This window comes from Lichenicoccus roseus (assembly GCF_005844085.1).
GTDB classification, from domain to species: Bacteria; Pseudomonadota; Alphaproteobacteria; order Acetobacterales; family Acetobacteraceae; genus Lichenicoccus; species Lichenicoccus roseus.
This window is the reverse complement of the sequence record NZ_VCDI01000002.1, coordinates 420,610-447,247: the sequence shown is the minus strand read 5'-3', so window position 1 is coordinate 447,247 and position 26,638 is coordinate 420,610. Positions and strand designations below refer to the sequence as shown.

General features: G+C 69.5%; 28 protein-coding genes. 12 read left to right on the top strand and 16 right to left on the bottom strand.

Translation table 11 applies throughout. The annotated features are described in order from the left end of the window. The first annotated feature begins 11 nt into the window (after positions 1-11). Positions 12-1,364 carry a hypothetical protein gene (locus FE263_RS07410; RefSeq protein ID WP_138325316.1) on the top strand — a complete coding sequence of 451 codons (1,353 nt, stop codon included), beginning with the start codon at positions 12-14 and terminating at the stop codon, positions 1,362-1,364. A 23-nt stretch (positions 1,365-1,387) separates the two neighbouring features. Here the strand turns inward: FE263_RS07410 and FE263_RS07405 are convergent, their stop codons facing one another. Together FE263_RS07405 and cobD are read right to left on the bottom strand one after the other, a co-directional pair. After that, on the bottom strand, positions 1,388-1,591 hold the full coding sequence (locus tag FE263_RS07405; protein ID WP_138325315.1) for a hypothetical protein: 204 nt from the start codon (positions 1,589-1,591) through the stop codon (positions 1,388-1,390). Positions 1,592-1,676: 85 nt separating this feature from the next. Then, positions 1,677-2,765, bottom strand: a complete 1,089-nt coding sequence (gene cobD / locus FE263_RS07400; RefSeq protein ID WP_240759150.1) for a threonine-phosphate decarboxylase CobD — start codon at positions 2,763-2,765, stop codon at positions 1,677-1,679. Between cobD and cbiB the strand changes: the two genes are divergently transcribed. The 3 genes from cbiB (at position 2,713) to FE263_RS07385 (ending at position 4,953) form a co-directional block, all read left to right on the top strand. Then, on the top strand, positions 2,713-3,684 hold the full coding sequence (gene cbiB / locus FE263_RS07395; RefSeq protein ID WP_138325698.1) for an adenosylcobinamide-phosphate synthase CbiB: 972 nt from the start codon (positions 2,713-2,715) through the stop codon (positions 3,682-3,684). The genes cobD and cbiB overlap by 53 nt on opposite strands. A 31-nt stretch (positions 3,685-3,715) precedes the next feature. Then, positions 3,716-4,369, top strand: a complete 654-nt coding sequence (bluB, locus tag FE263_RS07390; protein WP_138325313.1) for a 5,6-dimethylbenzimidazole synthase — start codon at positions 3,716-3,718, stop codon at positions 4,367-4,369. Between the two features lie 77 nt (positions 4,370-4,446). Continuing rightward, positions 4,447-4,953, top strand: coding sequence for a phosphate-starvation-inducible PsiE family protein (locus tag FE263_RS07385; RefSeq protein ID WP_240759145.1), 507 nt, complete (start codon positions 4,447-4,449; stop codon positions 4,951-4,953). On the opposite strand, the gene FE263_RS07380 is transcribed toward FE263_RS07385, so the two are convergent. Beyond that, on the bottom strand, positions 4,915-5,622 hold the full coding sequence (locus FE263_RS07380) for a haloacid dehalogenase type II (RefSeq protein WP_138325312.1): 708 nt from the start codon (positions 5,620-5,622) through the stop codon (positions 4,915-4,917). The genes FE263_RS07385 and FE263_RS07380 overlap by 39 nt on opposite strands. An 83-nt stretch (positions 5,623-5,705) precedes the next feature. Continuing rightward, positions 5,706-6,305 carry a TetR/AcrR family transcriptional regulator gene (locus tag FE263_RS07375; RefSeq protein ID WP_171033989.1) on the bottom strand — a complete coding sequence of 200 codons (600 nt, stop codon included), beginning with the start codon at positions 6,303-6,305 and terminating at the stop codon, positions 5,706-5,708. An 84-nt stretch (positions 6,306-6,389) separates the two neighbouring features. Here FE263_RS07375 and FE263_RS07370 point away from each other — a divergent pair, with 84 nt between their 5' ends. Beyond that, positions 6,390-7,751, top strand: a complete 1,362-nt coding sequence (locus tag FE263_RS07370; RefSeq protein WP_138325310.1) for a carotenoid oxygenase family protein — start codon at positions 6,390-6,392, stop codon at positions 7,749-7,751. A gap of 27 nt (positions 7,752-7,778) precedes the next feature. On the opposite strand, the gene FE263_RS07365 is transcribed toward FE263_RS07370, so the two are convergent. After that, entirely contained in the window at positions 7,779-9,083 is a 1,305-nt protein-coding gene (locus FE263_RS07365) for a DNA recombination protein RmuC (RefSeq protein ID WP_138325309.1), read from the bottom strand. Between the two features lie 142 nt (positions 9,084-9,225). Between FE263_RS07365 and FE263_RS07360 the strand changes: the two genes are divergently transcribed. The 5 genes from FE263_RS07360 to FE263_RS07340 are packed head-to-tail and all read left to right on the top strand — an operon-like array spanning position 9,226 to position 12,795. Further along, complete coding sequence (locus FE263_RS07360) at positions 9,226-9,672, top strand: MbcA/ParS/Xre antitoxin family protein (protein WP_240759144.1); 447 nt, start codon at positions 9,226-9,228, stop codon at positions 9,670-9,672. 15 nt (positions 9,673-9,687) lie between these two features. After that, a complete protein-coding gene (locus FE263_RS07355; protein WP_138325308.1) occupies positions 9,688-10,377 on the top strand; it encodes an RES family NAD+ phosphorylase in 690 nt (229 codons plus the stop codon). Further along, positions 10,374-11,309, top strand: coding sequence for an alpha/beta fold hydrolase (locus FE263_RS07350; protein WP_240759143.1), 936 nt, complete (start codon positions 10,374-10,376; stop codon positions 11,307-11,309). The genes FE263_RS07355 and FE263_RS07350 overlap by 4 nt, the downstream gene beginning before the upstream one ends. Next, a complete protein-coding gene (locus tag FE263_RS07345) occupies positions 11,306-12,043 on the top strand; it encodes an ABC transporter ATP-binding protein (protein WP_138325307.1) in 738 nt (245 codons plus the stop codon). The genes FE263_RS07350 and FE263_RS07345 overlap by 4 nt, the downstream gene beginning before the upstream one ends. Next, on the top strand, positions 12,043-12,795 hold the full coding sequence (locus tag FE263_RS07340) for an ABC transporter permease (protein WP_138325306.1): 753 nt from the start codon (positions 12,043-12,045) through the stop codon (positions 12,793-12,795). The genes FE263_RS07345 and FE263_RS07340 overlap by 1 nt, the downstream gene beginning before the upstream one ends. Before the next feature lie 75 nt (positions 12,796-12,870). Here the strand turns inward: FE263_RS07340 and FE263_RS07335 are convergent, their stop codons facing one another. The 3 genes from FE263_RS07335 to FE263_RS07325 form a co-directional block, all read right to left on the bottom strand. Next, on the bottom strand, positions 12,871-13,161 hold the full coding sequence (locus FE263_RS07335; protein ID WP_138325305.1) for a hypothetical protein: 291 nt from the start codon (positions 13,159-13,161) through the stop codon (positions 12,871-12,873). Between the two features lie 119 nt (positions 13,162-13,280). Continuing rightward, the gene (locus tag FE263_RS07330; RefSeq protein WP_138325304.1) at positions 13,281-14,279 is read right to left on the bottom strand and encodes a zinc-dependent alcohol dehydrogenase family protein; all 999 of its coding nucleotides are present in this window, start codon (positions 14,277-14,279) and stop codon (positions 13,281-13,283) included. 78 nt (positions 14,280-14,357) lie between these two features. After that, positions 14,358-15,278, bottom strand: coding sequence for a LysR family transcriptional regulator (locus tag FE263_RS07325; protein WP_240759142.1), 921 nt, complete (start codon positions 15,276-15,278; stop codon positions 14,358-14,360). 103 nt (positions 15,279-15,381) lie between these two features. Between FE263_RS07325 and FE263_RS07320 the strand changes: the two genes are divergently transcribed. Then, a complete protein-coding gene (locus FE263_RS07320) occupies positions 15,382-16,080 on the top strand; it encodes a pirin family protein (protein WP_138325302.1) in 699 nt (232 codons plus the stop codon). A gap of 18 nt (positions 16,081-16,098) precedes the next feature. Here the strand turns inward: FE263_RS07320 and FE263_RS07315 are convergent, their stop codons facing one another. The 4 genes from FE263_RS07315 to FE263_RS07300 all read right to left on the bottom strand — a co-directional run bounded on the left by FE263_RS07315 (position 16,099) and on the right by FE263_RS07300 (position 20,893). After that, complete coding sequence (locus tag FE263_RS07315) at positions 16,099-17,016, bottom strand: hypothetical protein (protein ID WP_138325301.1); 918 nt, start codon at positions 17,014-17,016, stop codon at positions 16,099-16,101. 215 nt (positions 17,017-17,231) lie between these two features. Next, positions 17,232-18,164, bottom strand: coding sequence for an ABC transporter substrate-binding protein (locus FE263_RS07310; protein WP_138325300.1), 933 nt, complete (start codon positions 18,162-18,164; stop codon positions 17,232-17,234). Positions 18,165-18,222: 58 nt separating this feature from the next. Continuing rightward, positions 18,223-19,308: an ABC transporter permease subunit gene (locus FE263_RS07305; RefSeq protein ID WP_138325299.1), complete on the bottom strand. Its 1,086-nt coding sequence runs from the start codon at positions 19,306-19,308 to the stop codon at positions 18,223-18,225. Positions 19,309-19,318: 10 nt separating this feature from the next. Then, a complete protein-coding gene (locus FE263_RS07300; protein WP_240759140.1) occupies positions 19,319-20,893 on the bottom strand; it encodes a sugar ABC transporter ATP-binding protein in 1,575 nt (524 codons plus the stop codon). Between the two features lie 143 nt (positions 20,894-21,036). Between FE263_RS07300 and FE263_RS07295 the strand changes: the two genes are divergently transcribed. Further along, a complete protein-coding gene (locus FE263_RS07295; protein WP_138325298.1) occupies positions 21,037-21,780 on the top strand; it encodes an SDR family NAD(P)-dependent oxidoreductase in 744 nt (247 codons plus the stop codon). A 33-nt stretch (positions 21,781-21,813) separates the two neighbouring features. Here FE263_RS07295 and FE263_RS07290 read toward each other — a convergent pair whose 3' ends face one another. The 4 genes from FE263_RS07290 to FE263_RS07275 form a co-directional block, all read right to left on the bottom strand. Then, a complete protein-coding gene (locus FE263_RS07290) occupies positions 21,814-23,634 on the bottom strand; it encodes a flavin-containing monooxygenase (RefSeq protein ID WP_138325297.1) in 1,821 nt (606 codons plus the stop codon). Between the two features lie 153 nt (positions 23,635-23,787). Next, positions 23,788-24,735 carry a cation diffusion facilitator family transporter gene (locus FE263_RS07285; protein WP_138325296.1) on the bottom strand — a complete coding sequence of 316 codons (948 nt, stop codon included), beginning with the start codon at positions 24,733-24,735 and terminating at the stop codon, positions 23,788-23,790. After that, positions 24,728-25,234, bottom strand: coding sequence for a hypothetical protein (locus FE263_RS07280; RefSeq protein ID WP_138325295.1), 507 nt, complete (start codon positions 25,232-25,234; stop codon positions 24,728-24,730). Before FE263_RS07280 ends, FE263_RS07285 begins: the two co-directional genes overlap by 8 nt. A 459-nt stretch (positions 25,235-25,693) precedes the next feature. Then, a complete protein-coding gene (locus FE263_RS07275) occupies positions 25,694-26,638 on the bottom strand; it encodes an ABC transporter permease (RefSeq protein WP_138325693.1) in 945 nt (314 codons plus the stop codon).

Below are 26,638 nucleotides of genomic sequence, written 5' to 3'. Positions count from 1 at the left end.
GCCACCAGGCGATGTTCAGCAGGTGGCAGCGCTGGCTGCTGCTGGCCGGCTTCGCGTTGCTGGTCGCGCTGCGTCTGCCGCACACCTGGGCGCACGGTCGGTTCCAGGACGAGGAGGCCACGGTCTTCCTCGCCTACGCCTGGCATCGGCCGTGGCTGGACGCGCTGCTGCGTCCCTTCGCCGGCTACTGGAACCTCGCCGCCAACGCCACCACGCTGCTGGTGGCGTCGCTGGTGAAGGCGGGCGCGGTCCCGCTGGAGCGTGCGCCCTATCTCACCATGACGATGGCGCTCGCGGTGCAGATGATGCCGGCGGTGCTGATCCTTACCGGCACGGCAAGCTGGCTGCGTTCCCGCCTCGCGGTGATCGGATCGCTGCTGATGATCGCGATCGCACCCTCCACCGAGGAGGTGTTCCTCAACGTCCTGCACATCCAGTTCCACCTGGCACTCTGCGCGGCGCTGATCCTGGCCCTGGATGCGCCGCGCCGGCGGATCGTGCAGGGCGCGTATGGCGCGTTGCTGCTGCTGGCGCCGCTGTGCGGGCCGGTTTCCATCGTCCTGCTGCCGCTGTTCGCCCTGCGCGCGCTGCTCGATCGCGACAGGCGGCGGCTGGGGCAGCTGGCGGCGCTCGCCGTCGGCGCTGCCATCCAGATGCTGCTGTTCTATGGCCCGAGCCCGCTGCGCGGCCATCTTCTCGATCCCGGCACGCTGGCGGCGACGCTGTTCGTCCGGCTGCTCGCGCTGCCAGCCCTCGGCATGCCGGTCGCGCGGGTGATCGGCTACCTGCTCTGGCAGTCGGAAATCTCAGGCGGCCATGGCTGGTGGATCCCGGCGGCGTCTGCCGTGGCCCTGTTCGGCCTGCTCGCCGTGCAGGCGGCGCGGCGGAACGACGGCGCGGTCTGGCTGGTGCTGGCCTGCCCGTCGATCGCGTCCGCCTCGTTCGGCTTCGGCATGATCATGCTCAACAGCTTCGCGCCGTTCGACCTCGCTGCCGAGCGCTACGATTTCCTGCCGCTGGTGCTGCTTGGCCTCGGGTTGATCGCACTCGCGATGCGCGAGCGATCGCCGGGTCGGCCGGTCCATGCCGCGCTCTGCCTGCTGATGCTGTGCACCGGCGCCCTGCACTACACGAAGCCGTTTCCGGCGTTTGCCCAGGGCCCGTCGTGGCCGGCAGAGGTACGGGCCTGGCAACTCGACCATCGCCACGCCCTTGCGGTCTGGCCGCAGCCCTGGGCTGCCGACCTGTCCGACCAGGCGCGGTCCTGCTCACCGCCGGGACGCGATCCGGCGGCCTCGACGGATCCGCGCTACTGCGAGAGCGGCTGGGCCGCCGGCTTCTACCGCCGCGCGACGTCGCGGTAGATCGTCCGGCCGCAGCCGATCCTTCAGCGTGCCCTTGTCTCGTCGGTGGCAAAGCCGTCGCGACCCTGGCTCGACGCGATCTCGCCTGATCGGGCACCCTCGTTGCGCACGATGCGGTAGCCGGCACGGTTCAGCGACCGGATGCCCAGCAGGTCCAGGCCCGGCACGGCATCGCGTATGGCCATCAGGTCGGCCTGGCTGAGATGAGTGGTGCTGCTCTCTGGCATCGGGCTGGTCCGTTCGAACGTGGTGTGGAGTCGGCGGGTCGATCCGGCCCGGTAGCGCGTTTCGACCGTCGCACGTTAGGCCTGATTAAGACAGCGCAGCGGTGGCCAAAGCCCCCTCGAGACGAGCCCACCCTCCGGAATCGCCAGGCAGTCCCAACCGCAGCAGGTCCGGTTGGTGTTCGAACCTGCGTACCAGCACTCCTGCCTCGCCCAAATGCGCATACAGCCGCGTTGCCTGCCGCACCTGGTAGAGGCGAAACAATGCCGTGCCGCCGCGGGAACGCCATCCGTATCGAAGCAGCAGCCGGTCGAGTTCCGCGCCGTCCCCAAGCAGTCGCTCGGCCATGCCGGCGCGCCATGCTTCGTCCGCCAGCGCGGCGCAACCGGCCTCGATGGCGAGGCCGCCGATCGCCCAGGGGCCGAAGGCGCTGCGCAGCCGCCCCGCGAGGCCGGGCGAGGCCAGCACGAAGCCGAGCCTGATCCCGGCCAGCCCGTAGGTCTTGCCGAACGAGCGCAGCACCAGCAGCCCGGGATGCGGCAGCGCTGTGCCGAGGCTCGCCATGTCGGGTTCCAGGTCGAGGAATGCCTCGTCGCAGATCAGCACGCCGCCCTGCCGGGCCAGCCCGGCGGCCAGGGCGAGCAGCCGCACCCGATCGGACCGGGCGCCATCCGGATTGTTCGGATTGCACAGCACCGCCGCGGTGCCGGGCAGCATCGCGCCGCGCTCGAACGCTTCCAGTCCGGCCGCCGCCTCGACCGGCCGGCCGGCATGGCGCCAGGCGGCCGCGTGCTCGGCATAGGTCGGCGAGAGGATGACCGCGCGGCTGCAGCCGAGCAGATGCGGTAGCAGGCTGATGGCGATCTGCGTGCCGGGCGTCGCCACCACCATGTCCGGGTCCGCGACCCCATAGGCCCGGGCCGCCACCGCCTGCAGCCGCGACAGCTCCTCGGGCTCCGGCAGCCGGGCCAGCCGTGCGGGATCGATCGGAGCGAGCGGATAGGGGTGCGGGTTGATCCCGGTCGAGAGATCGAGGAACGGCTGTGGCGCGGAAGGGAAGCGCCGGCGTGCCTCGATCAACCGGCCGCCATGTGCGATGCCCGCGGCGATGGCGGGTGCAGGCATGGTGACGACCGGGTTGGGAATTGCGCTGGCCGGACTGGTGATCGAAGGCATCCTTGGCTATCCGCCGCCGCTGTTCCGGCTGTGGCGCCATCCGGTGGTGTGGATCGGCGCCCTGATCGGCTGGCTGGATCGCAGCCTGAACCGGGAGAACTTGCCGCAAGCCCGGCGACGGCTCAACGGCGTGCTTGCCCTGCTGCTGGTCGCGGGCGCCACGGCCCTGGCCGGCGGCCTGCTGCAGGCACTCGCGCTGGACCTGCTGCCCCGCACGGCCGGCATCCTGCTGTGCGGCCTCGTCACCAGCAGCCTGCTGGCGCAGCGCAGCCTGTACAGCCATGTGTGCGCGGTCGCCGACGCGTTGCAGGCGGAGGGGCTGCAAGGCGGGCGCGCGGCGGTTTCGCACATCGTCGGACGCGACCCGGCCAGCCTCGACGAGCCGGCGGTGATCCGCGCCGCCATCGAGAGCCTGGCCGAGAACTTCTCCGACGGGGTGACCGCCCCGCTGCTGTGGTGCGCCCTGCTCGGCCTGCCCGGCATCGCCGCCTACAAGGCGATCAACACCGCCGACAGCATGATCGGTCATCTGAGCGAACGGCATCGCGCCTTTGGCTGGGCTTCGGCACGGCTGGACGACTGGGTGAACCTGCCGGCCTCCCGGCTGGCCGCCGCCTGGATCGCGCTGGCGTCGCCACGGCGGCTGGCCCGCTGCTGGCGCATCGTCCGGCGCGACGCCCGGCTGCATCGTTCGCCGAACGCCGGCTGGCCGGAAGCCGCGATGGCCGCCAGCCTCGGCCTCCGGCTCGCCGGCCCGCGCGACTATGCCAGCGGGCGGGTGGACGATCCCTGGATCGGCGACGGCGACCGGCCGGCGAGCCTGGCCGACCTGCGGCGCGCCCTGGTGCTCTACCGCCGCGCCTGCGCGCTGCAGCTGCTCGTGACCGCGATGCCGCTCGCCCTGCTTGCGGCTGCTTGACCGGGCCTGCAAAGCCGCCTTGGTTCCACCCATGCCGCTGACCCCGCTCGTATCCCCGGAGTTCGACGACGCATTCCGCGGGCACCTGCACACGCTGTTCCGCTGGCGACGCGACGTCAGGCACTTCCGCACCGACCCCCCGCCCGCCGGCCTGCGCTCCCGGCTGATCGAGAGCTGCGCGCTGGCGCCCTCGGTGGGGCTGAGCGAGCCGTGGCGGCTGGTGATGGTGGACGACCCGTCGCGGCGCGCCGCGGTGCGGGACAATTTCGTTGCCAGCAACCGGCAGGCCCTGCAGTCGGTGCAGGCCGGCCGCTCGGCCCTCTATGCCAGTCTCAAGCTGGCCGGGCTCGACCGCGCGCCGTGGCAGCTTGCGGTGTTCTGCGAGGCCGATCCGGTGCAGGGCGGTGGTCTGGGACGGCAGAGCATGCCGGAGACGCTCGCCTACTCGGCGGTGATGGCGATCCACACGCTCTGGCTGGCGGCGCGCGCGGAGGGTGTCGGCCTCGGCTGGGTGTCGATCCTCGATGCCGGGGCGATGACCGCGGCACTGGACGTGCCGGCGTCGTGGCGCTTCGTCGCCTATCTCTGCATGGGCTACCCCGCCGCCGAGGACGACGTGCCGGAGCTCGAGCGGACCGGCTGGGAGACCCGCGGCGATCCGGGCGTCATGATCCTCCAGCGCTGATCCGTCGTTGCGCCGACGTGACAGCGTGTGGCATCGCGTCTACCAGTGCGACAAGACTAGAGGTGGGACACTCTGCCGTGGCCGGTTCAGGGATGGAAAACTCGCTCTACGATCGCTTCGAGCACGCCATCGTGCTTGTGCTGACGGCGGCGGTCGTCGTCCTGGTTGCGCTCTCGACCTATCACCTGATTGCCGCGGTGATCCTGCTGGTGATCGACGACCGGCTCAACCCGGCCGACCCGGGGACCTTCCAGCGCGTCTTCGGCATGTTCTTCACGGTGGTCATCGGCCTCGAATTCAAGCACTCGCTGGTGACCGCGGGCGGCCCGGAAAGCGTGGTGCGGGCACGCTCGATCATCCTGATCGGCATGCTGGCGACGGTGCGGAAATTCATCGTGCTCGATCTCGGCACCGTCAATGCGCTGGAGCTGTTCGCGATCGCCGCCGCCGTCCTGTCGCTCGGCGTGGTCTACTGGCTGGTGCGCGACCAGGACGGCAAGATCGCCGTGTTCAGGGCGCGGCAGCACGCCCGCGAGGAACATCCCTCAAAGTCGGCGCCGGATGATCTGGTCCGCCACTCCTGACAGGCCGTTCGACACGATCTCCGGCTGCGGCACGCCCGGCAGCCTGAGCGCCGCATGACCCGGACGCTGCACCAGCGCGGCCATCCAGCCGGCAGCCTGGGCGCCGATGGTGTCCCAGCCATGCGCCGCCACCAGGCATAGCTCGCCCGGAGCGACATCGAGCGCCGCGGCGACATGGCGATACGTCTCCGGCGCCGGCTTGTAGCGATGCACCGCATCGACGCTGAACATGCGCTCGAAATGGACGTCCAGGCCGCTGCGCTCCAGCGGGCCGCCCTGCGGATCGGGGGCCGAGTTGCTGAGCGTCACCAGCCGCAGGCCGGCCCCGCGCAGCCGTTGCAGCGCCGGCACCACGTCGTCGTGCGGCGCCAGGTCGCGCATCCGCGCGCGCAGCTCGTTGAGGTCGGATGTCTCGATGGCGATCCCGCGCGTCTCGCCCAGCATGCGCAGCGTGCCGGCGCCAAGCTGCGGGAACGCCACGTAGAGACCGGCGAGCGTCACCGACTGCGCGTAGAGCAGCAGCTGGTTGAACCAGTCCTGCAGCGCGCGCGCCTCGCCGAACAGCCGCACGAACAGCGGTTCCAGCCCCGACAGGTCCAGCAGGGTTTCGTTGACGTCGAACACGATGAAGGATGGGGCGATGACGGAAGGCTGGACCTGGTCGGGCATCGGGACGCTCCGCAACAACAGCCTCGACTATCGCATGACCTGCGATGGCCGGCTGGAGGTTTCCGGTGTCGTTCGGGCGCGCATCACCAGGTCGGTGCGGGGGCCGGGGCCGGACGTCGCCCGGCATCGGCCGACAGCACCGCATCCAGGATCTGCTCGTCGCTCAGGGCCGTGCGCGATGCGATCGACTGCAGGCGCCCGTCGATGGCCAGCAGCGACAAGCCGTGCACCAGCGACCACCGCGCGGTCGCGGCGAGAAGCCGGGTGGTGTCGGGGTTCTCGCCGGCCAGCAGAGCGAACGCCGCCTCACGCGCCGCCACCAGTCCTGCATGCATGCGGTCGAGCTGGTCGGAGCGGAACATCAGCAGAAACAGGTTCGGGTTCTCGCGGGCGAAGGCAACGTAGCCGCGCCCCAGGCCGCGCCGCCGCGCGCCGCCACCCCGCCGGACGGTCGCGGCCTCCGCTGCCATGCGGTCGCGCAGCCGTGTGAAACCGACGGCGGCCAACGCGCTGAGCAGCTCCGCGAAGTCCCGGAAATGGTGCGCCGGCGACGCATGCGAGACGCCAGCCTCGCGCGCCACCGACCGCAGCGTCAACGCGCCGATGCCGTCGCGCCGCAGGATGCGCTCGGCCGCCTCCAGCAAGGCGCCATGCAACGAACCATGGTGATAAGGCCTGGGCATCCGCATCCTTACACTGGAAAGTTCAAGCTTGACGAGCCCCGTCCGGCTCCGCATCCTGACACTGTCTGGATTGGAGTTCGAACAATGGTCGATCTTCATGACGGCAATCTCGCGCCGGTCTCCATCGAACGGGACGTGGCGGCGCTGCACGTCGAAGGCGAACTGCCGCGCGATCTGTGCGGCGCCTTGCTGCGCAACGGTCCCAACCCGCAGTTCCCGACCGATCACCCGGGCGCGCACTGGTTCACCGGCGACGGCATGCTGCACGCCATCCGCCTGCATGCAGGCGCCGCGTCGTACAGCAATCGCTGGATCCGCACGCCCAGGTTCCTGGCCGAGCGCGCCGCCGGCCGTGCCCTGGACGGCGGCTGGGCCGGCGCAGACGGATCCGGGCGGACCTTCGCGGCCGGCGCCGCCAACACCCATGTCGTCCTCCATGCCGGCAGGCTGCTTGCCCTCGAGGAACAGCATCTCCCGATCCAGATCGATCCCGGCACGCTTGCCACCGTCGCAAGCTGCAGCTTCGGCGGTGCGCTGGACGGACCATTCACGGCGCATCCGAAGATCGATCCGGCCACCGGCGAGATGATCTTCTTCGGCTACCACGCGGACGCGCCGCGCGGCGCTGGTCTGCTATGGGGCGTGGTCGACCGGTCGGGACGACTGGCCCGGCTCGAACGCTTCGCCGCACCCTTTGCCAGCATGGTGCACGACTTCATCGTGACGCCCTCGAGCATCGTGTTCCCGATCATGCCGCTCACCGCGAGCCTGGCGCGGCAACAGGCCGGTGCGCCGCCGTACCTGTGGGAGCCGGAGTACGGCACGCATGCCGGGATCATGCGCCGCGATGCGGGCGTCGACAGCCTGCGCTGGGTGCGTGCCGAGACCGGCTTCGTGTTCCACGTCATGAACGCCTGGGAGGAGGGGCAGAACGTCGTCGCCGACCTGATCGAGCACGCGGCGCCACCGCTGTTTCCGAGGGCGGACGGCCATGCCCCGCCGGCCGGCCAGGGCGGGCGACTGTCGCGCTGGACCATCGATCCCGCCTCCGATCAACTGCGTGTCGAGGTCCTCGACGAGATCGGCGCCGAGTTCCCGCGCATCGACGACCGCTTCGCCGGACGGCGCACGCGGCACGGCTGGATGGCGGCGAGCACGGATGGGCATGCGCTCGACGCGGTGGCGCATCGCGACGACGTCAGCGGGGCACGCCGGCTCTGGAGCGTTCCGGATGGCGACGCGGTCTCGGAACCGGTGTTCGTGGCGCGCGGCCAGGAGGAAGGCGACGGCTGGGTGCTGGCGGTGGCCTGGCGGGCTCGCGAGGCCGCCAGCGACCTGGTCGTGCTGGACGCGCGCGAGGTCGGGCGCGGGCCGGTCGCCAGCGTCCGCCTGCCGCAGCGGGTTCCGTCCGGCTTCCACGGCAACTGGATCGGTGCGGCCCCCTGAGGATCCCCGCCGGCCCGCACCCCGGTGTCAGGGCTCCGACCCTGCCCCGGCAACCGCGTCGGCCTCCAGCGCATCGAACGGGAGATCGAGCAGCGACGCCGCCTCCGCCGCATCCGGCGCCTCGATGCCGCGCAGCTTGCGCGCTACCACGCGGGTGCGCCGGCGCGCCTCCTCGATCGAGCTCGACATCGCCGACGCGTTGCGCCCGAGCTTCTCGAGTACACCATCCATCTTGACCATCTCCTGCCGCGTGGCGCCGAGCAGCTGGCTGATGATCTCGGTCTTCTCCTCCAGCGCCAGCGTCACGTAGCCCAGGTGGATGGTGCGCAGCAGCGCCGGGATCAGGCTCGGGCCCATGATCATCACGCGCTGGGTGCGGCCGATCTCGTCGATCAGGCCGGGCACGCGGGCAATCTCGGCATACAGCCCGTCGGTCGGCAGGTACAGCACCGCGAACTCCACGGTGATCGGCGGCACGATGTATTTCGAGGCGATCTTGCGCGCCTCGAGGCGCACCATCTGCTCCAGCGCACGCCGCGCGGTGCGTTCGCCATCGGCATCGACCTGCTCGACCGCCTGCAGCAGCCGCTCGTAGGCCTCGGTCGGGAACTTGCTGTCGATGGCCAGCAGCGGCCGGACCGCACCGGGGCCACCGCCACGCATCGGCATGCGCACCGCGAACTCCACCACCTCGGAGCTGCCCGCGCTGAGCTTGCAGTTGCTCTCGTAGGCGCCGGTCGGCAGCACGTCGTCGAGGATGGCGCGCAGCTGCGCCTCGCCCCAGCCGCCGCGAGTCTTGACGTTGGAGAACAGCCGCTTGAGGTCGCCGATCTGGGCGGTCATCGCCGCCACCTCGCCCATCGCCTTCTGCACCGCGCCGAACTGCTCCAGCACGCGCTGGAAACTGGTCTGCATCTGCTTCTCGACGGCGGCATGCAGCTGTTCGTTGACCGAGGACTGGATGGCGGCAAGCCGTCGCGCCGACTGCTCGGACATCTCGCGCAGGCCGTTCGCCATCGCCACCCGCGCCTCGCCCTGCTCGCGCGCCATCATCGTGGTCAGCGTGCCGAGCCGCTCGCTGACGTCGTTGCGGTTCTGCTCGATGCGGCCGACCAGGATGCGCTCGATCTCGCCAAGGCGGATCGCGGTGCGCTCGGCATCCGCCACGCGCGCCGCCTGCTCGCGTTCCGCCAGCACGCCGAGCCGGTGCAGCATGTCGGCCTCCTCGCGCGGGGCGGGATCGTGCAGCGCGCGCAGCACCAGGAAGCCAACGACGAGGGTCGCAACCGCAACCAGGAGCGCCAGCGAGGCCAGCAGGACGGCAACGGACATCGGCGCGACTGCAGCCTCTCGTATCGTATCGCCCCAAGCTGTAGCCGGGTGGCCATCCATCGCGCCAATCGGCGGCGGCGGATCGTCTTGAAGTCAATTGACGGCATCCCTATAGTACTCGACTCTCAGGATCAACGTCGCCATGCAACCGCCCGCAATCGTACGGCAGACCGACCCTGCTTCCATGGGTTCCACGGCCCCGGGCTCGGCCCACTACGCCGATCCGGTCAGCCAGGAAGAGGCCGCGGCCATGCTGCGCGCTTCCTTCAACCTGTTCACGCGCTGGCAACTCGATGCACAGCAGAGCCGCCGATTGCTTGGTTCGCCCAGCGAGCGAACGTTCCAGCGCTGGAAGGCCGGCGACATCGCCAGCATCCCGCACGACACCGTCTGCCGTCTCGGCGACCTGATGGGTATCCACAAGGCGTTGCGCTACCTGTTCACCGATCCGCAGCGCGGCTACGACTGGATACGCAAGCCGAGCCCTGCCTTCGGGGGCCGTTCCGCCCTCGACCGCATGCTGCAGGGCGCGCCGACCGATGTCGCCGCCATACGCGGCTATCTCGATGCGGAACGGGCCGGCTGGTAGCCGGACGCCGGAACCTTGCGCCTGCGCTGGAAGAAATCGCATCGCATCATACGCACCGTCTATCCGACGGTGCATCTGTTCGAGGACATCGCCGACCCCGCCGACTGGGACAGGATCGCGCGAGCCGAGGCCCGCAGCAATCCGCGGCTGCGCGACGAGATCGGCAACCTTGCCCTGGTGCCGGTGCATCGCCGGGTCGGCGGCGCTACCGCGACTTTGGTGATGGGAGCCTTCACCCATGCCTCGACGCTGCGTCCGAGCCGCTTCTCGGACGGCAGCTTCGGCGTCTGGTATTGCGGCGACCGTTTCGAGGTGGCGCTGGCCGAGACCGCCTACCATTTCGAGGAATTCATGCGCGCAACCGGCGAGCCCGCCGCGGACGCCGATTTCCGCGAGCTCACCTGCGCCATCTCCGGCAATGTACACGATCTGCGCAAGTCGGATCCGGAACACACCCTTGCGCCGGACGACTGGAGCGCGGGACAGAAGCTCGGCCGCAGGCTGCGTGACCAGGATCTCGACGGTGTGGTATATCCGAGCGTGCGCAGCCAGACGGGTTTTGCGGCCGGAATGTTCTGGCCGAACTGCGTGACGCTGCCGGTGCTGCAGTCACGGCAGTTCCGCTATCGCTGGGACGGCAGCCGGATGACCGCCTGGTTCGAGCACGGCACCCGCGACTGGGTGCCCTACGAGGTGTTCGCATGAAGAACCCACCGGACACGAAGCCCGCCAGGTCGATGCCGGAGTTCTTCCCGGGCTTCGCCACCCATCGCATCGAGACCGCGACCGGCGTTACGATCCATGCCCGCAGCGCAGGGGGTGGTGCTCCGGTGCTGCTGCTGCATGGCTATCCGCAGAGCGGCGCCACCTGGAATGCCGTCGCCCCTCGCCTTGCTGCAGCGCGCCGGGTGGTGGTGGCCGACCTGCGCGGCTACGGCGACAGCGGCAAGCCGGACAGCACGCCGGATCATGCCCCCTATTCGAAGCGTGCGATGGCGGCCGACATGGTGGCGGTGATGCGCGCCCTCGGGCACGAACGCTTCGCCGTCGTCGGACACGATCGCGGCGGCCGTGTGGCGCATCGCATGGCGCTCGACCATCCGGGTGCGGTCGCGCGCCTCGCCGTGCTCGATATCGCGCCGACGCTGACCATGTACGACCGTACCGACTTCGCCTTCGCCCAGGCGTACTTCCACTGGTTCTTCCTGACCCAGCCAGCACCTTTGCCGGAACGCCTGATCGAGGCGCAGGCGGCTTTCTTCCTGGACTGCCAGTTGCGGCGGCAGAGCAGGACCGAGGGCGTGCCGGTGGCGGCGGTGGCGGCGGAATATCTGCGTTGCTACACGGCACCCGGCGCGATCCACGCGATGTGCGAGGATTATCGTGCCGCCGCCGGCATCGATCTCGAGCATGACCGCGCCGACGACGCCGCCGGACACCGCATCGCCGCGCCGCTGCTGGCGCTTTGGGGAAGCAAGGGTACCGTCGGCGCGCTGTACGACGTGCTGCAGACCTGGCGCGACAAGGCTGCCTCGCCCAGCCTGGTCACCGGCACCGCGCTGCCCTGCGGCCATCTGCTGCAGGAGGAGCAGCCCGACGCGGTGCTTGCGCGATTGATGCCGTTTCTCGACACGTGAGATCGGACGATCGTCCGCCCGGTCTCGAAATCAGCGGTCTCACCCTGCGCTACGGCTCGCAGACCCTGTTCGACAACCTCGCCCTGACGGTGCCGGCCGGGCAATATACCGTCATGCTGGGGGCCAGCGGCGTCGGCAAGAGCAGCCTGCTGCGCGTCGCCGCCGGTCTTGCCGCCCCCGATGCAGGGCGCATCGTGGCCACGGACGGTCTGCCGGTCGCCGGCCGCATTGCCTGGATGGGGCAGCGCGACCTGCTGTATCCCTGGCTCTCGGCGATCGACAACGTCACCCTCGGCGCCCGGCTGCGCCATGAGCGGCCGGACCGCGCGCGTGCCCTGGACCTGCTCGGGCGGGTCGGGCTGGCGGACCGTGCCGGGTCGCTGCCGGCCGAGCTGTCGGGCGGCATGCGGCAGCGCGCCGCGATCGCCCGCACGCTCTACGAGGATCGTCCGATCGTACTGATGGACGAGCCGTTCTCGGCGCTCGACAGCATCACCCGTGGCCGCGTGCAGGACCTGGCGGCCACCCTGCTCGCCGGTCGCACCGTGCTGATGATCACGCACGACCCGCTGGAGGCCTGCCGGCTCGGCGAGCGGCTGGTGGTGCTGTCGGGAGCGCCGGCAACGCCTGGCGAACCCGTCGTCCTGCCCGGCGCGATCCCCCGCCCGGCCGACGATGCCGAGGTGCTGCGGACCATGGCGAGCCTGCTGCGCACCCTTGGCGCCGCAGCGTGATGCCGAAGCTCGCCGTCGCGGTCCGCCCGCTGCTCACCCTCGCCGGCCTGCTGGCGGTGTGGTGGGGGGTCAGCCGGAGCAGCGGCATCCCGGCTTTCCTGCTGCCCGACCCCGGCTCGGTGGCGACGGCGCTCTGGCACCAGCGCGACCTGCTGGCGTGGAGCACGCTGACCACCCTGACCGAGACCGTGCTCGGCCTGCTGATCGGCACCGGGCTCGGCGCGACGGGTGCGCTGGCGATGGTGTTCTCGCCACGCCTGGAGCGCTGGCTGATGCCGCTGCTGCTGCTCAGCCAGGCGGTGCCGGTGTTCGCCCTCGCCCCGCTGCTGGTGCTGTGGTTCGGCTTCGGCATCGCGTCCAAGGTGGTGATGGCGGTGCTGGTGATCTTCTTCCCGGTCACCGCCGCCTTCGCCGACGGGTTGCGGCGCACCGCGCCCGGCTGGCTCGACCTCGCCCGCACCATGGGCGCCTCGCCGCTGGCCATCCTGCGCCATGTCCGGCTGCCGGCGGCGATGCCCGCGTTCGGTGCCGGATTGCGCATCGCCACCGCGATCGCCCCGATCGGCGCGGTGATCGGCGAATGGGTCGGCGCCTCGGCGGGGCTCGGCTACGTGATGCTGAACGCCAACGCACGCATCGAGACCGACGTGATGTTCGCCGCCCTGTTCGTGCTGGCGCTGATGACGGTGCTGCTCTGGACCCTGGTCGACCGGCTGCTGCGCCGGCTGCTGTATTGGGTGCCGGAGGGGTGAGGTCTCGACCATGATCGAAGCATGTCGGTCCGGGCAGGCCCTATCGGCAGCGGCGTGTATATTCCGCCCCGGACGTCAGGGATCCCGTAGCTGCTCCTCGGCCTGTCCCGTCACCGTGGTCTTGGTCCGAGGCCACCCTCGCCCACGAATATACGGTACCCAGGCCAACGCCAGACCGACCGTCAGGGTGACAGCGAAACCTCTAGCGTGAACTAGTCCCTCGCCACCCCGAACGGTGACGGCGGCCACCACCAGAGCGGCGAACAAGGCCGCTCCAGAGGCAAGGACGGCGCCGAATACACCGGCGTGCAACCAAAGCACGACCAGTGTGGCGAACAGGACTACACCGACGACGAATTCAAGCATGCGAGATCCGGACTGGCTTCGAGTTATCGATCCAACTTGTTCCGCTCGCAATACTATTTTCAGGCGTGATGGCCGTGCGCTAGTCCGGTCCTCAATGTGACAGGAGGGGGATTGCCTCCTTAATCGCCGACCGTCACCACGATCTTGCCGACCTGTTCGTTGGATTCGAGGAAGCGGTGCGCCTCCACGATCTGCTCGAGCGGGAACGTCCGCGCGATCACCGGCTTCAGCCGGCCGGAGGCGAGCCCCTCCAGCACGTAGCTCTTGCCGGCTTGCAGCCGCGCTGGATCACGGCTGATCTCGAACAGGGTGTAGCCGCGTATCGTCAGGCCCTTGCCGAGTGCCGCGAACAGCGGGAACGGCGTCGGCTCCGGGCTGAGTGCGCCATACTCGAACAGGATGCCGCCTTCCGACAGCGCGTTCGCCAGCTTCTCGACGGTCGGGCCGCCGACCGGGTCGAAACCGATACGCGCACCCTTCCCGTCGGTCAGCCGCTGCACCTCGGCGACGAGGTCCTGCTCGCCGGTGCGTATCACCGGCACCCCGGGCGCCGCGCGCTCGAGGGCCGCCTGCTTGGCGCCGCTGCGGGTCAGGGCGATCGGCCTGGCGCCGGCGGCGAGGCTGATCTGGATCGCGGCGAGGCCGACGCTGCTGGTCGCGGCCGGGATCAGCACGAAGTCGCCGGTGTGCACGTGGGCGAGATCCACCAGGGCGCCCCAGGCGGTCAGGTACTGCATCCAGGACGCTGCGGCCTCGTTGAAGCCCAGATGGTCCGGGTTCGCCACCACGGCATGCACCGGAGCGATCACCTCGTCGCCATACATGCCGTACTGCATCATCGAGAAGGCCGGGATGGTGCTCACCGCCTGCCCCGGCCTGAAGCCGTCGACACCGGGGCCGACCGCATCCACGATGCCGGACGCCTCGTAGCCCAGCGTCGACGGCAGGGACGGGGTCTCCAGATACTGGCCGAGGCGGAACATCGCCTCCGCCCGGTTCAATCCGATGGCGCGGACCTTGATGCGGACCTCGCCTTCGCGGGGCTCGCGGCGGGGCTGCTCCTCGATGCGCAGGACCTCGGGTCCACCGGTCTCATGGAAGCGTACGATACGCGGCATGGCGATCTCCTCGTGTGGGGAAGCAGGTTGTCCGCCCTGCCCGGCCGGCACGCAATGTCGGGTCGGGCCGAACCGGGATCACGACAGGGTGCGCGACCAGACCACCGCACCCGGCGCGAAACGCTGCGCCAGGAAATCGAGCAGCACGACGATGCGCGGCGGGCGCGGGCCACCCGGCAGCGTCACGAGATTGAGCGATGCCTCGGGCGCCGACCAGTCGGGCAGCACGATGACCAGCCTGCCGTCCCGCACCGCCTCCCACGCCAGGAAATCCGGCTGCAGCGCCAGGCCGTGGCCGGCCTCGGCGGCATGGGCGAGCGCGTCCGCGTTGGTCGCGGTGAGCGGTCCGCCGACCTGCACCGCCACCTGCTCGCCATCGCGGCCGGTAAAATGCCAGGTCTCCCCGCTGGCGAGGTAGCTGTAGCCGAGGCAGGCATGCCGGCGCAGGTCATCCGGATGCAGCGGCGTGCCGTGACGGGCGAGATAGGCGGGTGCTCCCACCACCCAGCGCCGCACCGGGCACAGGCGTCGCGCCAGCAGGCTGGAGTCCGGCAGCCTGCCGATGCGCAGCGCGATATCGACACCGCCGGCGACGAGATCCACCACCCGGTCGTCGAGCTGCAGGTCGATCGACATCTCGGAATAGCGCGACAGGAAGTCCGGCAGCGCCGGCGCCACGTGACGCAGGCCGAACGACATCGGCGCCCCCAGCCGCACCCGGCCGCGCGGGGCGGAAGCCCCGGCATGGGCCTGCGTCTCCGCCGCCTCGCCCTCGGCCAGGATGCGGGCGGCGCGTGCAACCAGTGCATGGCCGGCCTCGGTCAGCGTCACCTGCCGCGAGGTCCGGTGCACCAGCCGCTCGCCGAGCCGCGTCTCCAGCCGCTGCAACGCCTTCGACACCGTGGCGGTGGAGAGCTGCAACTCGCGGGCGGTGGCGGCAAACGAGCCGGTAGCGGCAATCCGGGCGAAGATCGCCCAGGCCTCGAAATCAGGCAGCACCGGCAAACCTCACGAATGGAAACGATGCGTTGCCATTGTTTCCATATTCTTCATGCCGGTCGAGCCCCATGTTCGCCCTGCATCCAACGAGGAGGATTTTCCAATGCTCGAACACCGGCCGTTCACCAGCCTGGGCGGCGCCGACCATGGCTGGCTCAAGGCGAAGCATCATTTCTCGTTCGCGAGCTACAACGACCCCAAGCGGATGGGCTGGGGCGCCATACGGGTGTGGAACGACGACGAGATCGCGCCGCAATCGGGATTCCCGCCGCATCCGCATTCCGACATGGAAATCATCACCTACGTCCGCGACGGCGCCATCACCCACCAGGACAACCTGGGCAACAAGGGACGCACCGAGGCCGGCGACGTGCAGGTGATGTCGGCCGGGTCCGGCGTGCGCCATGCCGAATACAACATGGAGGATGCGACCACCCGCATCTTCCAGATCTGGATCCTGCCTGATGGACGCGGCGGCGCGCCGTCCTGGGGTGCCAGGCCGTTCCCGAAGACCGACCGCTCCGGCCGCTTCGTGACGCTGGCGAGCGGCTTCGCGGACGACGCCGACGCGCTGCCGATCCGTGCCAGCGCCCGCGTCATGGGTGCGACGGTGAAGGCCGGCGAGACCGTCACGCTCGACATCGATCCGGCCCGGCATGTCTATCTGGTGGCGGCGCGTGGCTCCGTCACGATCGAAGGCACCACGATCGCGACCCGTGACGGCGTGGCGATCACCGGCAGCGAGCGGATCGAGATCCAGGGCGTCGAGGATGCCGAGATCGTGCTGGTGGATGCGGCCTGAGCCGATGCCGGTTCGCGGCTAGCGGCTGCCGAGCGAGGCCTGCATGCCGAGCCGGACGACGGTGCGGCGAAGCGTATCGAGGCCGGTGGCGCGCTCCTGCTGCATCAGGGCAAACGGGGTGCTGCCATCGAACGGCGCCGCTTCGAGCGGCTTGCGCAACCACTCCCTTGCGCTGATCTGGAGCATGCCCAGGCGGTCATCCAGTTCGTGCAGGCCGGCCAGCCGGGCGGCCTCGGGCGGGCTGAGCCGGAAGCGTGGACGGGTGCCCTTTTTCGTCAGGCCGCCGGCGTGGCCGAGCAGGTCGAGGGCGTCGAGATCTGCGACCTGCCACTTGTCCATCAGCGCCCAGAAGGACGCCGAGGATCCGCTGCTGGCTTGCTGCGCCACGCTGATGGTGGGACGTGTGATGGGTGTCGCGGGGATGGGCTCGGGCTCCGGTGCCGGATCGGGTGTCCAGCGACTGGGCGCTATCGTGGCGGGCGCGTGGGCCTCTGCAGGCGGCGGCGGCGGCAGCAGCAGGGAGATGCGTCCGGCGGGCTCGTCGCCGCGCAGATCCACCGCGAACAAACTCACCAGATCGTCCAGCAGGCTGCCGATCTCGTCGATGCGGGCCTGCACCGCGGACCGTCCGGGCGTCGGCGCCGGGCCGCCATCCCGTTGCGGCGCCGTCGGAGGAGCTGCGTCCGCCATCGCGAGCAGTCGCGCGCGGTATGGATTGCTGGTGTCCAGGGCCTTCGCCGAGGGCAATGCGGTCGGGTCCCAACGACCTGATCCGGCCGTCTGCACCGCCTGCAGCAACCGGCTTGCCGCCGCGCCGCTCAGGGTGCCGGCATTGCGCATGCGGCCCCGCTGCAGCAGCAGGCGCGCATCATCGATATCCGAGGCCGCCAGACGCAGCAGCCCGGCAAGCACACGAGAGACGGACTTGTTCGGCAAATGCAACCGTCACCGGGTGTCGGAAGTTAGCTTCTGGTCTCCCCACCACGAGCCGCCTGTGGTGGCAACCCTGCGAGCGAGGTGACTTCCATGCTGATCGTCCTGTGCATGTTCCTGCTGATCGTCCCGACCGTCGCCGTCGCGATGCTCGGATCGCGGTAGGTCCCAACTCCAACTCCGGCGCCTCGTCAACACGAGGCGCCGGTTTCGCAGTTTTAGTGCTGGGTCCAGCCGGTGTAGCTTGCCACCGTCTGCGCGTTGACCAGCTTGGGCGCCATCAGCGTCACCTTCTCGGCCGGCGGATGGCCGTCCATGATCCCCACCGCCGTCTTCAGCGCAAGGCTTCCCATCGTATACGGATCCTGCGAGGCGGATGCCTTCACCAGTCCACCGGCCTGGATTGCCTGGACGATATCCGGCGCCCCATCAACCGACGTGATGACGATGCTGTCGCGATGGGTCTGCTTCGCCGCCAGGCTGGAGCCGATCGCCTGCGGGTCGTTGATTGCGAACTCACCGGCGATGTCCGGGTAGCGGATCAGGTAGCCCTGCATCACCGCCATGCCGCCCTCGCGCGAGCCCTTGCCGTCCTGGTCAGCCGACAGCAGCTTCACGTCGGGCGCCTTCGCCAGCGCCTCCTTGCAGCCTTTCACCCGGTCGGTGACCGAGGAGACCTGCGGACCGTTCTGGATGATGACGTTGCCCTTGCCGCCGATGTCCTTCAGCAGCTCCTCGCAGGACAGACGGCCGGCGGCGACGTTGTCGGTCATTACCGTGGCATCGGCGCCGGTGGCGGCCACGTCGGCGGCGACCACCACGATGCCGGCCTTCTGCGCGCGCTTGATCGCCGGCAGGATGGCGTTCGGATCGACCGCGTTCAACACGATCACCTGCACGCCCGAGGCGATGAAGTTGTCGATCTGGGTGAACTGCTTGTTGAGGTCGTAGTCGGCCGAGACCGCGACCACGCGCGCGTCCGGGTTGAGCGACTTGGCCTCCGCGGTGATGCCCTTGGTCATGGCGACGAAATAAGGATTGCCGAGCGAGCCGAGCGTAACGCCGACGCTCTCGAGCTTGGCCGCCATGGCAGGCTGCGCGGCTGCCAGGCCGAGAGTGGCAGCCGCCGCGAGCAGAAGGGTCCGGGACATGTCTGTGTTCCTTGGAGATTTTTCGTGGAGTGAAGGTCGCAAGTCGGTCCCGGCGGGTTCAGGTGCGCGCGCCACCCTGCTGGCGGAACCGGTCCAGGGCCACGGCGCCGATGATCACCAGCCCCTTGACGATGAACTGCCAGATGTCGGAGACGCCGAGCAGGATCAATCCGTTCGATAGCACAGCGATGATCAGCGCGCCGATCAGCGTGCCCCAGATCGAGCCGATGCCGCCGACGAACGAGGTGCCGCCGAGAATGACCGCGGCGATGGCGTCGAGTTCGTAGGACTGGCCGAGCTGCAATCCGTTCGCCGCATACAGCCGCGCCGACGACATCACGCCGCCGAGGCCGGCAAGCAGGCCGGACAGCGAATAGACGAACATCAGGATGAGCGGCACGTTGATGCCCGACAGCCTCGCCGCCGCCGGGTTGCCGCCGACCGCGTAGATGCGCACGCCGAGCACGGTGCGCTTGAGCACGTACCAGGACACCAGGATCACCGCGACGGCGATGATCGCAAGCCACGGGATCGCAACGCCGGGGAATATCGTCAGCCCGTCGTTGCCGATCCAGGCATAGGACAGGTTCGGATTGAAGATGGTGTTGTCGGCACCCATCAGGCGCGCAAGGCCGCGCACCGCGGTGAGCGAACCGAGTGTCACGATGAAGGGCGGAAGTTTTCCGTAGGCGATCAGCCCGCCGTTGAGGCCGCCGATCACCAGGCCGATCAGCAGGCACACCGGGACCGCGAAGCCGCCGCCGATCGACCACAGCGAGGCGATCAGCGCGCCCATCGCGGAGGCCGCCAGGATGGAGCCCACCGACAGGTCGATGCCGCCGGTCAGGATCACGAAGGTCATTCCGGCCGCGAGCACGCAGTTGATCGAGGCCTGCTGCGCCACGATGGACAGGTTCTGCCCGGTCAGGAAGCGGTGACCGCCGAACAGATGGAAGCCGATGGCGAGCAGGATCAGCACCGGCAGCATGCCGGCGGCCTGCAGGGTGGAGCGCAGCCGGACCTGTCGCGCCGACAATCCGGCACCGCCGAACGGCGCCTCTGCCGTGGCCGCGCTGGAAGTCGATACGCCGGAAGCGGCCGTCGGCACGGCCTTGGTGGGAACGTCGCTGTCGATCGGTTGCATCGGCGTTTTCCTAGGCCGCTTCCATGCCGGCGGCGTGTGCCATGATGTTCTGCTGGGTGATTGCCTCGCCGCCCGCACCCCCGACGCTGCCGACGATGGCGCCCTCGCGCATCACCAGCACGCGGTCGCAGATGCCGACGATCTCGGGCAGCTCGGACGAGATCACCAGGATCGCGATCCCCTTGCGCGCAAGCTCGTCGATGATGCGGTAGATCTCCGACTTCGCGCCGACATCGACGCCGCGCGTCGGCTCGTCCAGGATCAGCACCTTCGGACCGGTCTCCAGCAGGCGGGCGAGCAATATCTTCTGCTGGTTGCCACCGGAAAGGCTGCCGACGGTAACCAGCGGACTGGCCGCGCGCACACGCAGGCTGCGGAACGCATCGGTCGCACGTTGCGCCGCCCGCTTCAGGTCGAGCGCCATGCCGCCTTTCGCGTCGCGCGCGATGACGCCGAGATTGATGTTGGCGCCACACGACATGTCGAGGAACAGCCCGAGCGCCTTGCGATCCTCAGTGAGATACGCGATCCCCCGCTCCAGTGCCTCGGCCGGGCCGCTGACGGTGACCGGTACGCCGTCGAGCCTGATGGTGCCGCCGGTGGCGCGATCGGCGCCGAAGATCAGGCGCGCCAGCTCGGTGCGCCCGGCGCCGACCAGCCCGGCCAGCCCGAGCACCTCGCCGCGGTTGATCGAGAACGAGCATGGCTTCACCCGGCGCCCGCCATCGGTCAGGCCGTCCACTTCCAGCACCAGGTGCGGGTGCACGACGTCGGGGTCGTGCTCCTTGGTGTAGAAGCTCGACAGGTCGCGCCCGACCATCATGCGCACGATGGCCTCGGCGTTGATGTCGCGCTTGCCGAGATCGCCCGCGTAGCTGCCGTCGCGCAGCACGGTGACGCGGTCGGCGAGCTCGTAGACCTCGGCCATGCGGTGGCTGATATAGATGATCGCGATGCCCTCGGTGCGGAGCTGCTTGACCAGCCGGAACAGCCGGTCCGTCTCGCGCGAGCTGAGTGCGGTGGTCGGCTCGTCGAGCACCAGGATGCGCGACTTGCCGTGCAGCGCGCGTGCGATCTCGACCATCTGCTGCTCGGCGATGGACAGCGTGCCGACCAGCGCGCGCGGACCGAAGGGCGCCCCGAGGCGTTCCAATACCGGCGCGCAACTCGTCTCCATCGCGCGGCGGTCGATGCGCCCGCCGGCATGGCTGATCTCGTCGCCGAGATAGATGTTCTCGGCGACTGTGAGGTTCGGCGCGAGGGCCAGCTCCTGGTAGATGATCGCGATGCCGGCGCGCCGGGCGGATTGCGGCCCGTCGATCACGATCGGATTGCCGTCGATCAGGATCTCGCCGCCGGCATCAGCGCGATGCGCCCCGGACAGGATTTTCATCAGGGTGGACTTGCCGGCGCCGTTCTCGCCCATCAGAGCCATGATCTCGCCGCCCCAGGCCTTGAGACGGACGTCGCGCAACGCCTTCACCCCGGTGAAGGTCTTCGAGATGCCGCGCATCTCGATCGCCGGCACGCCCGGCGCCGGATTGGCGGGGTCGTAATTGCCCTGGTCCACGGTCGTATTGTCCACCGGCTCGCTCCTCCCGGGAGCGTGATTGTTGCAGGCATAGAAGCCGTTGGGCGGGATGGATGCAAGTGGCGGCGGACACCCGCTTGCGCTCGCCGCCGGGCATCCCATTATCCTACCGGTCAGTATGTTAATGGAGGACAATTATGGCTAGGTTGAATGGCAAGGTCGCGATCGTCACCGGCGCTTCAAAGGGCATCGGCGCCGGCATCGCGCTGAGACTGGCGGCGGACGGTGCAAGCGTCGTCGTCAACTACGCACGCAGCGTGGACGGTGCGGAACGCGTCGTCTCGGCGATCAGGGAGGCCGGCGGACAGGCGACGGCGGTGCAGGCCGACATCTCGCAGCCCGAGCAGATCAAGACATTGTTCGAGAAGTCGAGGGCCGCATTCGGTCATGTCGATATTCTTGTCAACAATGCCGGGATCTACGAGTTCGGAGATCTCGCAAGCATCACCGCGGAATCGATCGACCGCCAATTCGGATTGAATGTCAGGGGCCTGATCCTGGCGACGCAGGCGGCGGCGGCGGCGTTTCCGGCCACCGGCGGCGTGGTGGTCAATATCTCGTCCGGCGCCGGTGTCACGCCGATCGCGCAGGCGCAGGCGTACAGCGCAACCAAGGGCGCGGTCGACAACCTGACCCGCTCGCTCGCACTCGAACTCGGGCAGCGCGGCATCCGTGTGGTGGGCGTGGCTCCCGGCCTGACCGCCACCGAAGGCACCAGCGAGATGGGCGAGGAAGGTGCCGCGCCGTTCGTCGCGCGCACGCCGCTCGGACGCATCGGGACGCCGGCCGACATCGCCGACGCGGTCGCGTTCGTGGTGTCCGAGGATGGTCGCTGGATCACCGGCGAGACGCTGCAGGTCGGCGGCGGGCTGCGTCTCTAGATCGGACCAGGATGATCGGCGAGGTGCTCCCCCTTACGACAGGTGGTGCACCTCGCCGAGGCCGTACACCGGCGTCGAGATACCTTCCAGCCGCGCCTTGAGCTGCAGCGCCAGGTAGAGCGAATAATGGCGCGACTGGTGCAGGTTGCCGCCGTGGAACCACAGGCCGTCCTGACGGGTCGGCTTCCACATGTTGCGCAGCTCGCCCTCCCACGGCCCCGGATCCTTCAGGGTGCCTGAGCCGAGCCCCCAGCATTTTCCCACCCGGTCGGCAACCTCCTGGCTGATCAGCCGCGCGGCCCAGCCATTCATAGACCCGTATCCGGTGGCATAGACGATGAGGTCGGCGGGCAGTTCGGTGCCGTCGGTCAGCAGCACCGAGCGCTCGCGGATCGCCTCGACCCCGACACGGCTTTTCAGCTTGATGCTGCCGTTGGCGATCAGCTCGGACGCACCGACGTCGATGTAGTAGCCCGAACCGCGGCGGACGTATTTCATGTACAGCCCGCTCTCGTCGTCACCGAAATCCAGCATGAATCCGGACTGCTCGAGGCGCGCGTAGAATTCGGCGTCGCGGTCGCGAATGGCCCGGAACACCGGCGTCTGCAGATCCGGCATGACCCGGTACGGTTGCGAGGCAAAGATCAGGTCCGCACGCTCCGTGGTGATGCCGCTGGCGACAGCCTGCTCCGAATAGAGCACGCCGGTGGCCAGCTCCATCAGGCTGTCCGACCGCGCCACCAGCGTCGACGTACGCTGCACCATGGTGACGTCGGCGCCGTTCTCCCACAGGTCGGCGCAGATATCGTGCGCCGAGTTGTTCGACCCGATCACCACCGCCTTCCTGCCGCGCCAGGCCTCCCCGCCCGGATGTTTGCTGGAATGGTGCTGCTCGCCGGTGAAGCTCTCCGCACCCGGATAGGCCGGCACGTTCGGCAGCCCGGACATGCCGGTCGCCAGCACGAGATGCTTCGGACGCAGGGTGATCTCGCTTCCCCCGCGCTCGACGGTCACCTCCCACTCCTGGGCGTCATCGTCGTAATGCGCCTTGGTGCAAACGGTGGAATGCCAGCAGGCCAGCTCCATCGTCTTCTCGTAGGCCTCGAGCCAGTCGGCGATCTTGTCCTTCGGCGCGAACACCGGCCAGTGCTCCGGGAACGGCAGGTACGGCATGTGGTCGTACCAGACCGGGTCATGCAGGCAGAGCGACTTGTAGCGGCGGCGCCACTGGTCGCCGGCATTGGGATGCGCGTCCACGATCAGCGTCGGCACGTCGAGGTTGCGCAGCCGGGCGCCGAGGGCGAGCCCGCCCTGGCCGCCGCCGACGATCAGCACGTAGGGCTGCGTGGTGACGCCGAGCGACGCCGCCTCGGCCTCGCGCCGGTCGCGCCAGCTCTGCCGCCCGGGTGCCACGCCGTGCGCGGCGCCGAGCGGACGCGTCGCGCCGCGCTTCTCCTCGTGGCCCTTGAGCTCGTCGGCGGTGGTGAGCAGCGTCCAGCACAGGCCGTCGCGCAGCCGCAACAGGCCCTTGCCGCGGGCGACCGCGGTCTCGAAGTCGAACCAGGCGGTGACCACGCCATCCGCCTCGGTCGCCGGCTCGCTCATTCGCCAGTCGTGGGGCTTGATGTGCGGGAGGGTGGTGTCGAGCATGGCGGTGATCTCGTCCCGCCCCTCCAGGGTCTTGATGTTCCAGGTGAAGGCGATCAGGTCGCGCCAGAAGCCGGCGGGCTCGAACAGCCGGGCGGCCTGGGCACCGTCGTTGGTGCGGAGGGCGTGGTCGAACTGCCGTAGCCAGTCGGCGGCGGCGCGGCTGGGCGCATCGAGGACGGTGGCGGGCTCAAGGGTTGTCGACATGGCGGACCTCCTCGGAATGGCTGGCTGGCCTCCGGGCGGCACCGTGCGGCGCCTGGACATGCCGGGCTGTGTCCCGACGCATGCACTGCCTCCCGTATTGTTCGTTGAGGGAAGCATCCACCCGAAACCGGGCCGAGGGCAATGGCGGTGCGGTCAGACCGCGGCGCTGCGCAATCCCGACCGGTGCGCCTGGGTCCGTTGCGCCTCGACGAAGATGCGGGTCATTTCCGGATGGGCGCGCTGGATGCCCTGCTCGATCCGGGTCACCGCATCCTGCACCGCGCCGGCGGACATCTCGTCCTCGAAATCCAGGCTGAGTGCGAGCAGGACGTCGCTCGGGCCGAAATGCATCGACATGACATCGTTGACCCTGCGCACGCCGGGCTGCTGCGCCAGCCGGCGCACGTTGTCGCAGATCTCCGGCGCCGCCGCCTCGCCGGCCAGCAGGCCGTGGCACTCGCTGGCGAGGAACCACGCGGTGCAGGCCAGCAGGATCCCCACCAGCACGGAGGCGATGCCGTCGAACACCGGCGCGTGCAGCAGCTGCGACAGCAGCAGGCCGCTTGCCGCCACGCAGATGCCGAGCAGCGCTGCGGAATCTTCCATCAGCACGGTGAACACCGTCGGGTCCTTGCTGTGCCGCAGCGCCTCGAACCAGCCGCGCCTGTCCTTGCTGCGCCTGAACTCGCGCAGCCCGATCACCAGGGTGGTGCCCTCGATCAGGAACGCGGCGCCCAGCACCCAGTAGTTCACCCAGATGTCGGTCACCGGTCGCGGCGAGACGATCTTCAGCACACCGCCATAGATCGACACCCCGGCGCCAAGGCCGAAGATCAGGATCGCGACCACGAAGCTCCAGAAATACAGCCGCAGCCCGTGCCCGAAGGGATGGCTCGCAGTCGGACGCTGCGCCGCCTGGCGCAGGCCGATCAGCAGCAGGCCCTGGTTGCCGGTATCGACCAGCGAATGCGCCGCCTCGCTGAGCATAGCCGAGCTGCCGGTGAACAGGCCGGCGGCAAGCTTGACGGCGGCCACGGCAAGGTTGCCGGCCAGCGCCGCGTAGATCACCAGCCTGGAGCCGGCAGCGGCGCGCTCAGCCATGCGCGGCGACGGCCGGCTCCAGTTCGATTCGTGTGGCCGGCCCGTCGTCCGGCAGGATCTCCAAGCGCACGGGACGGTTCTCGCCGATGTCGTGCCAGTCTGCGCGTATCTGCCGGGCCTGCCTGCCGATGCCGAGTTCCGACGCGCCGAACACCACGCGCTGCAACTGCAGGCAGCTGGCCGCCTCCAGCACTACGCGATACGGCCGCTTGCCGGAGGTGCCGACCAGCGCCACCGGCTTGCCGGCATCCTCGGCGGCGGCAACCGCGGTGGTGAACACCCGCGTCTCCCAGTCGCCGACGATCTGCTCCGCATCCTCGCCCTCGCCCTCGCCCGGTGCGCCGGCGTGGACCGCGACCAGGACGACATCCTGCCGCGCCGGATCGTTCTGCTCGAGCAGGCGGGCGAGATGGGCGAGCTGGTCGGGGTCGTGTATGCCGACCACCGTGGCAGGGAGGACGAAGCGCGCGATGGTGGAGGGGGATTTTGCTCGGCTCATCGCGGGAGCGCCCGGCGAGTCTTGGCCAGTAGGGCGCGGACTACGCGTAGGACGGATGCTTCAACGGGAGACTCGAACCAGCGGAGCATCATGTGCAGTATCCTGGCCGATGCGGACGTAAAGCGGCGATGTGCGTTTGACAAGATGTACGTAAAGTCTGCGTAGTGACGCCGCCTGCTACATCAGGCGGATGGACGGCTTGGTCGGGCCGGATGCGTGCTTGCGGTGCCGACGATCAGAACTTAGGGCTACGCGGTGACGACGAGCGACGCCGCCTCCGCCTCGTTCCGGTCGCGCGAGCTCCGCCGCCCGGGTGCCACGCCGTGCGCGGCGCCCAGCGGACAAGTCGGGCCGCGCTTCCCCTCGCGGGCGTTGAGTGTGCCGACATGGCGTTGAGCGTCGGGCCAGTTGAATAACCGGGACTAATTCGCGGGCATCTCATCGCGATCTACCGCGCAGTCACGCCGCCCGCTCTCCCCCCGCCGCAGTAATCACTCCGATAATCACCAGCCCCGTCAACACCATCCGGGTCCCGGCCCCGAACCCCAGCGTGTTCAGCATCGACACCAGCAGGAACAGGAATAGCGCCGCCCCCCACACCCCCGCCGGGCTAGCCCGGCCGCCATTCACCGAGGTCCCGCCGATCACAACCACCGCGATCGAGGACAGTAGATACTCCACCCCCATATCGAGTGACGCTCCGCCGGAGAAGCTCGCCAGCAGCACGCCGCACACGGCGCTGAGCACGCCAGACAGCGCATAGGTCGCCACCGCCACCAGGTTGACCTGCAGCCCCGCCAGCCTTGCCGCCCGCCGGTTCTGTCCGATCGCCGACACCGTGCGTCCGAAGATTGTCCGCGCCAGCACCAGGGACACCAGCAGGCTCAACGCCAGCGCCACCAATGCCGCCAGCGGCAACCCGAGCGGTGCTGCGGTGGCGAACCAGGCCAGCGCCGGCGGCGGCTTCACCAGCAGCCCGCCGCCGATCTCGATGGCGATGGACTGCACGATGAAGCTCGCCGACAGGGTGGCCACGATCGGCGGGATGCGCAGCAGGAACACCAGCCCGGCATTGGCGAGCCCGACCGCTGCACCCGCCGCCAGTGCCGCCAGGATGCCCGGCACGATGCCACCGTTGCTGCCGTCCATCACCTTCATGCCGATGACGCCGGCGAGCGCGATGGTGGACGGAATCGACAGGTCCACGTTGCCGGGGCCGAGCGTCACCACCACCATCTGGCCGAGGCCGACGATCACGTAGAAGGTGCCGAACGCGAGGGCCGCGGTAAGCGCCCCGCCGGCGCCCTGCCCGGCCGCGACCGCCGCCACCAGCCAGACCACGATGGCGGCAGCGAACGACCATGACCAGGGCTGCCGGACCAGCCAGCGCAGCCGCGCGGACAT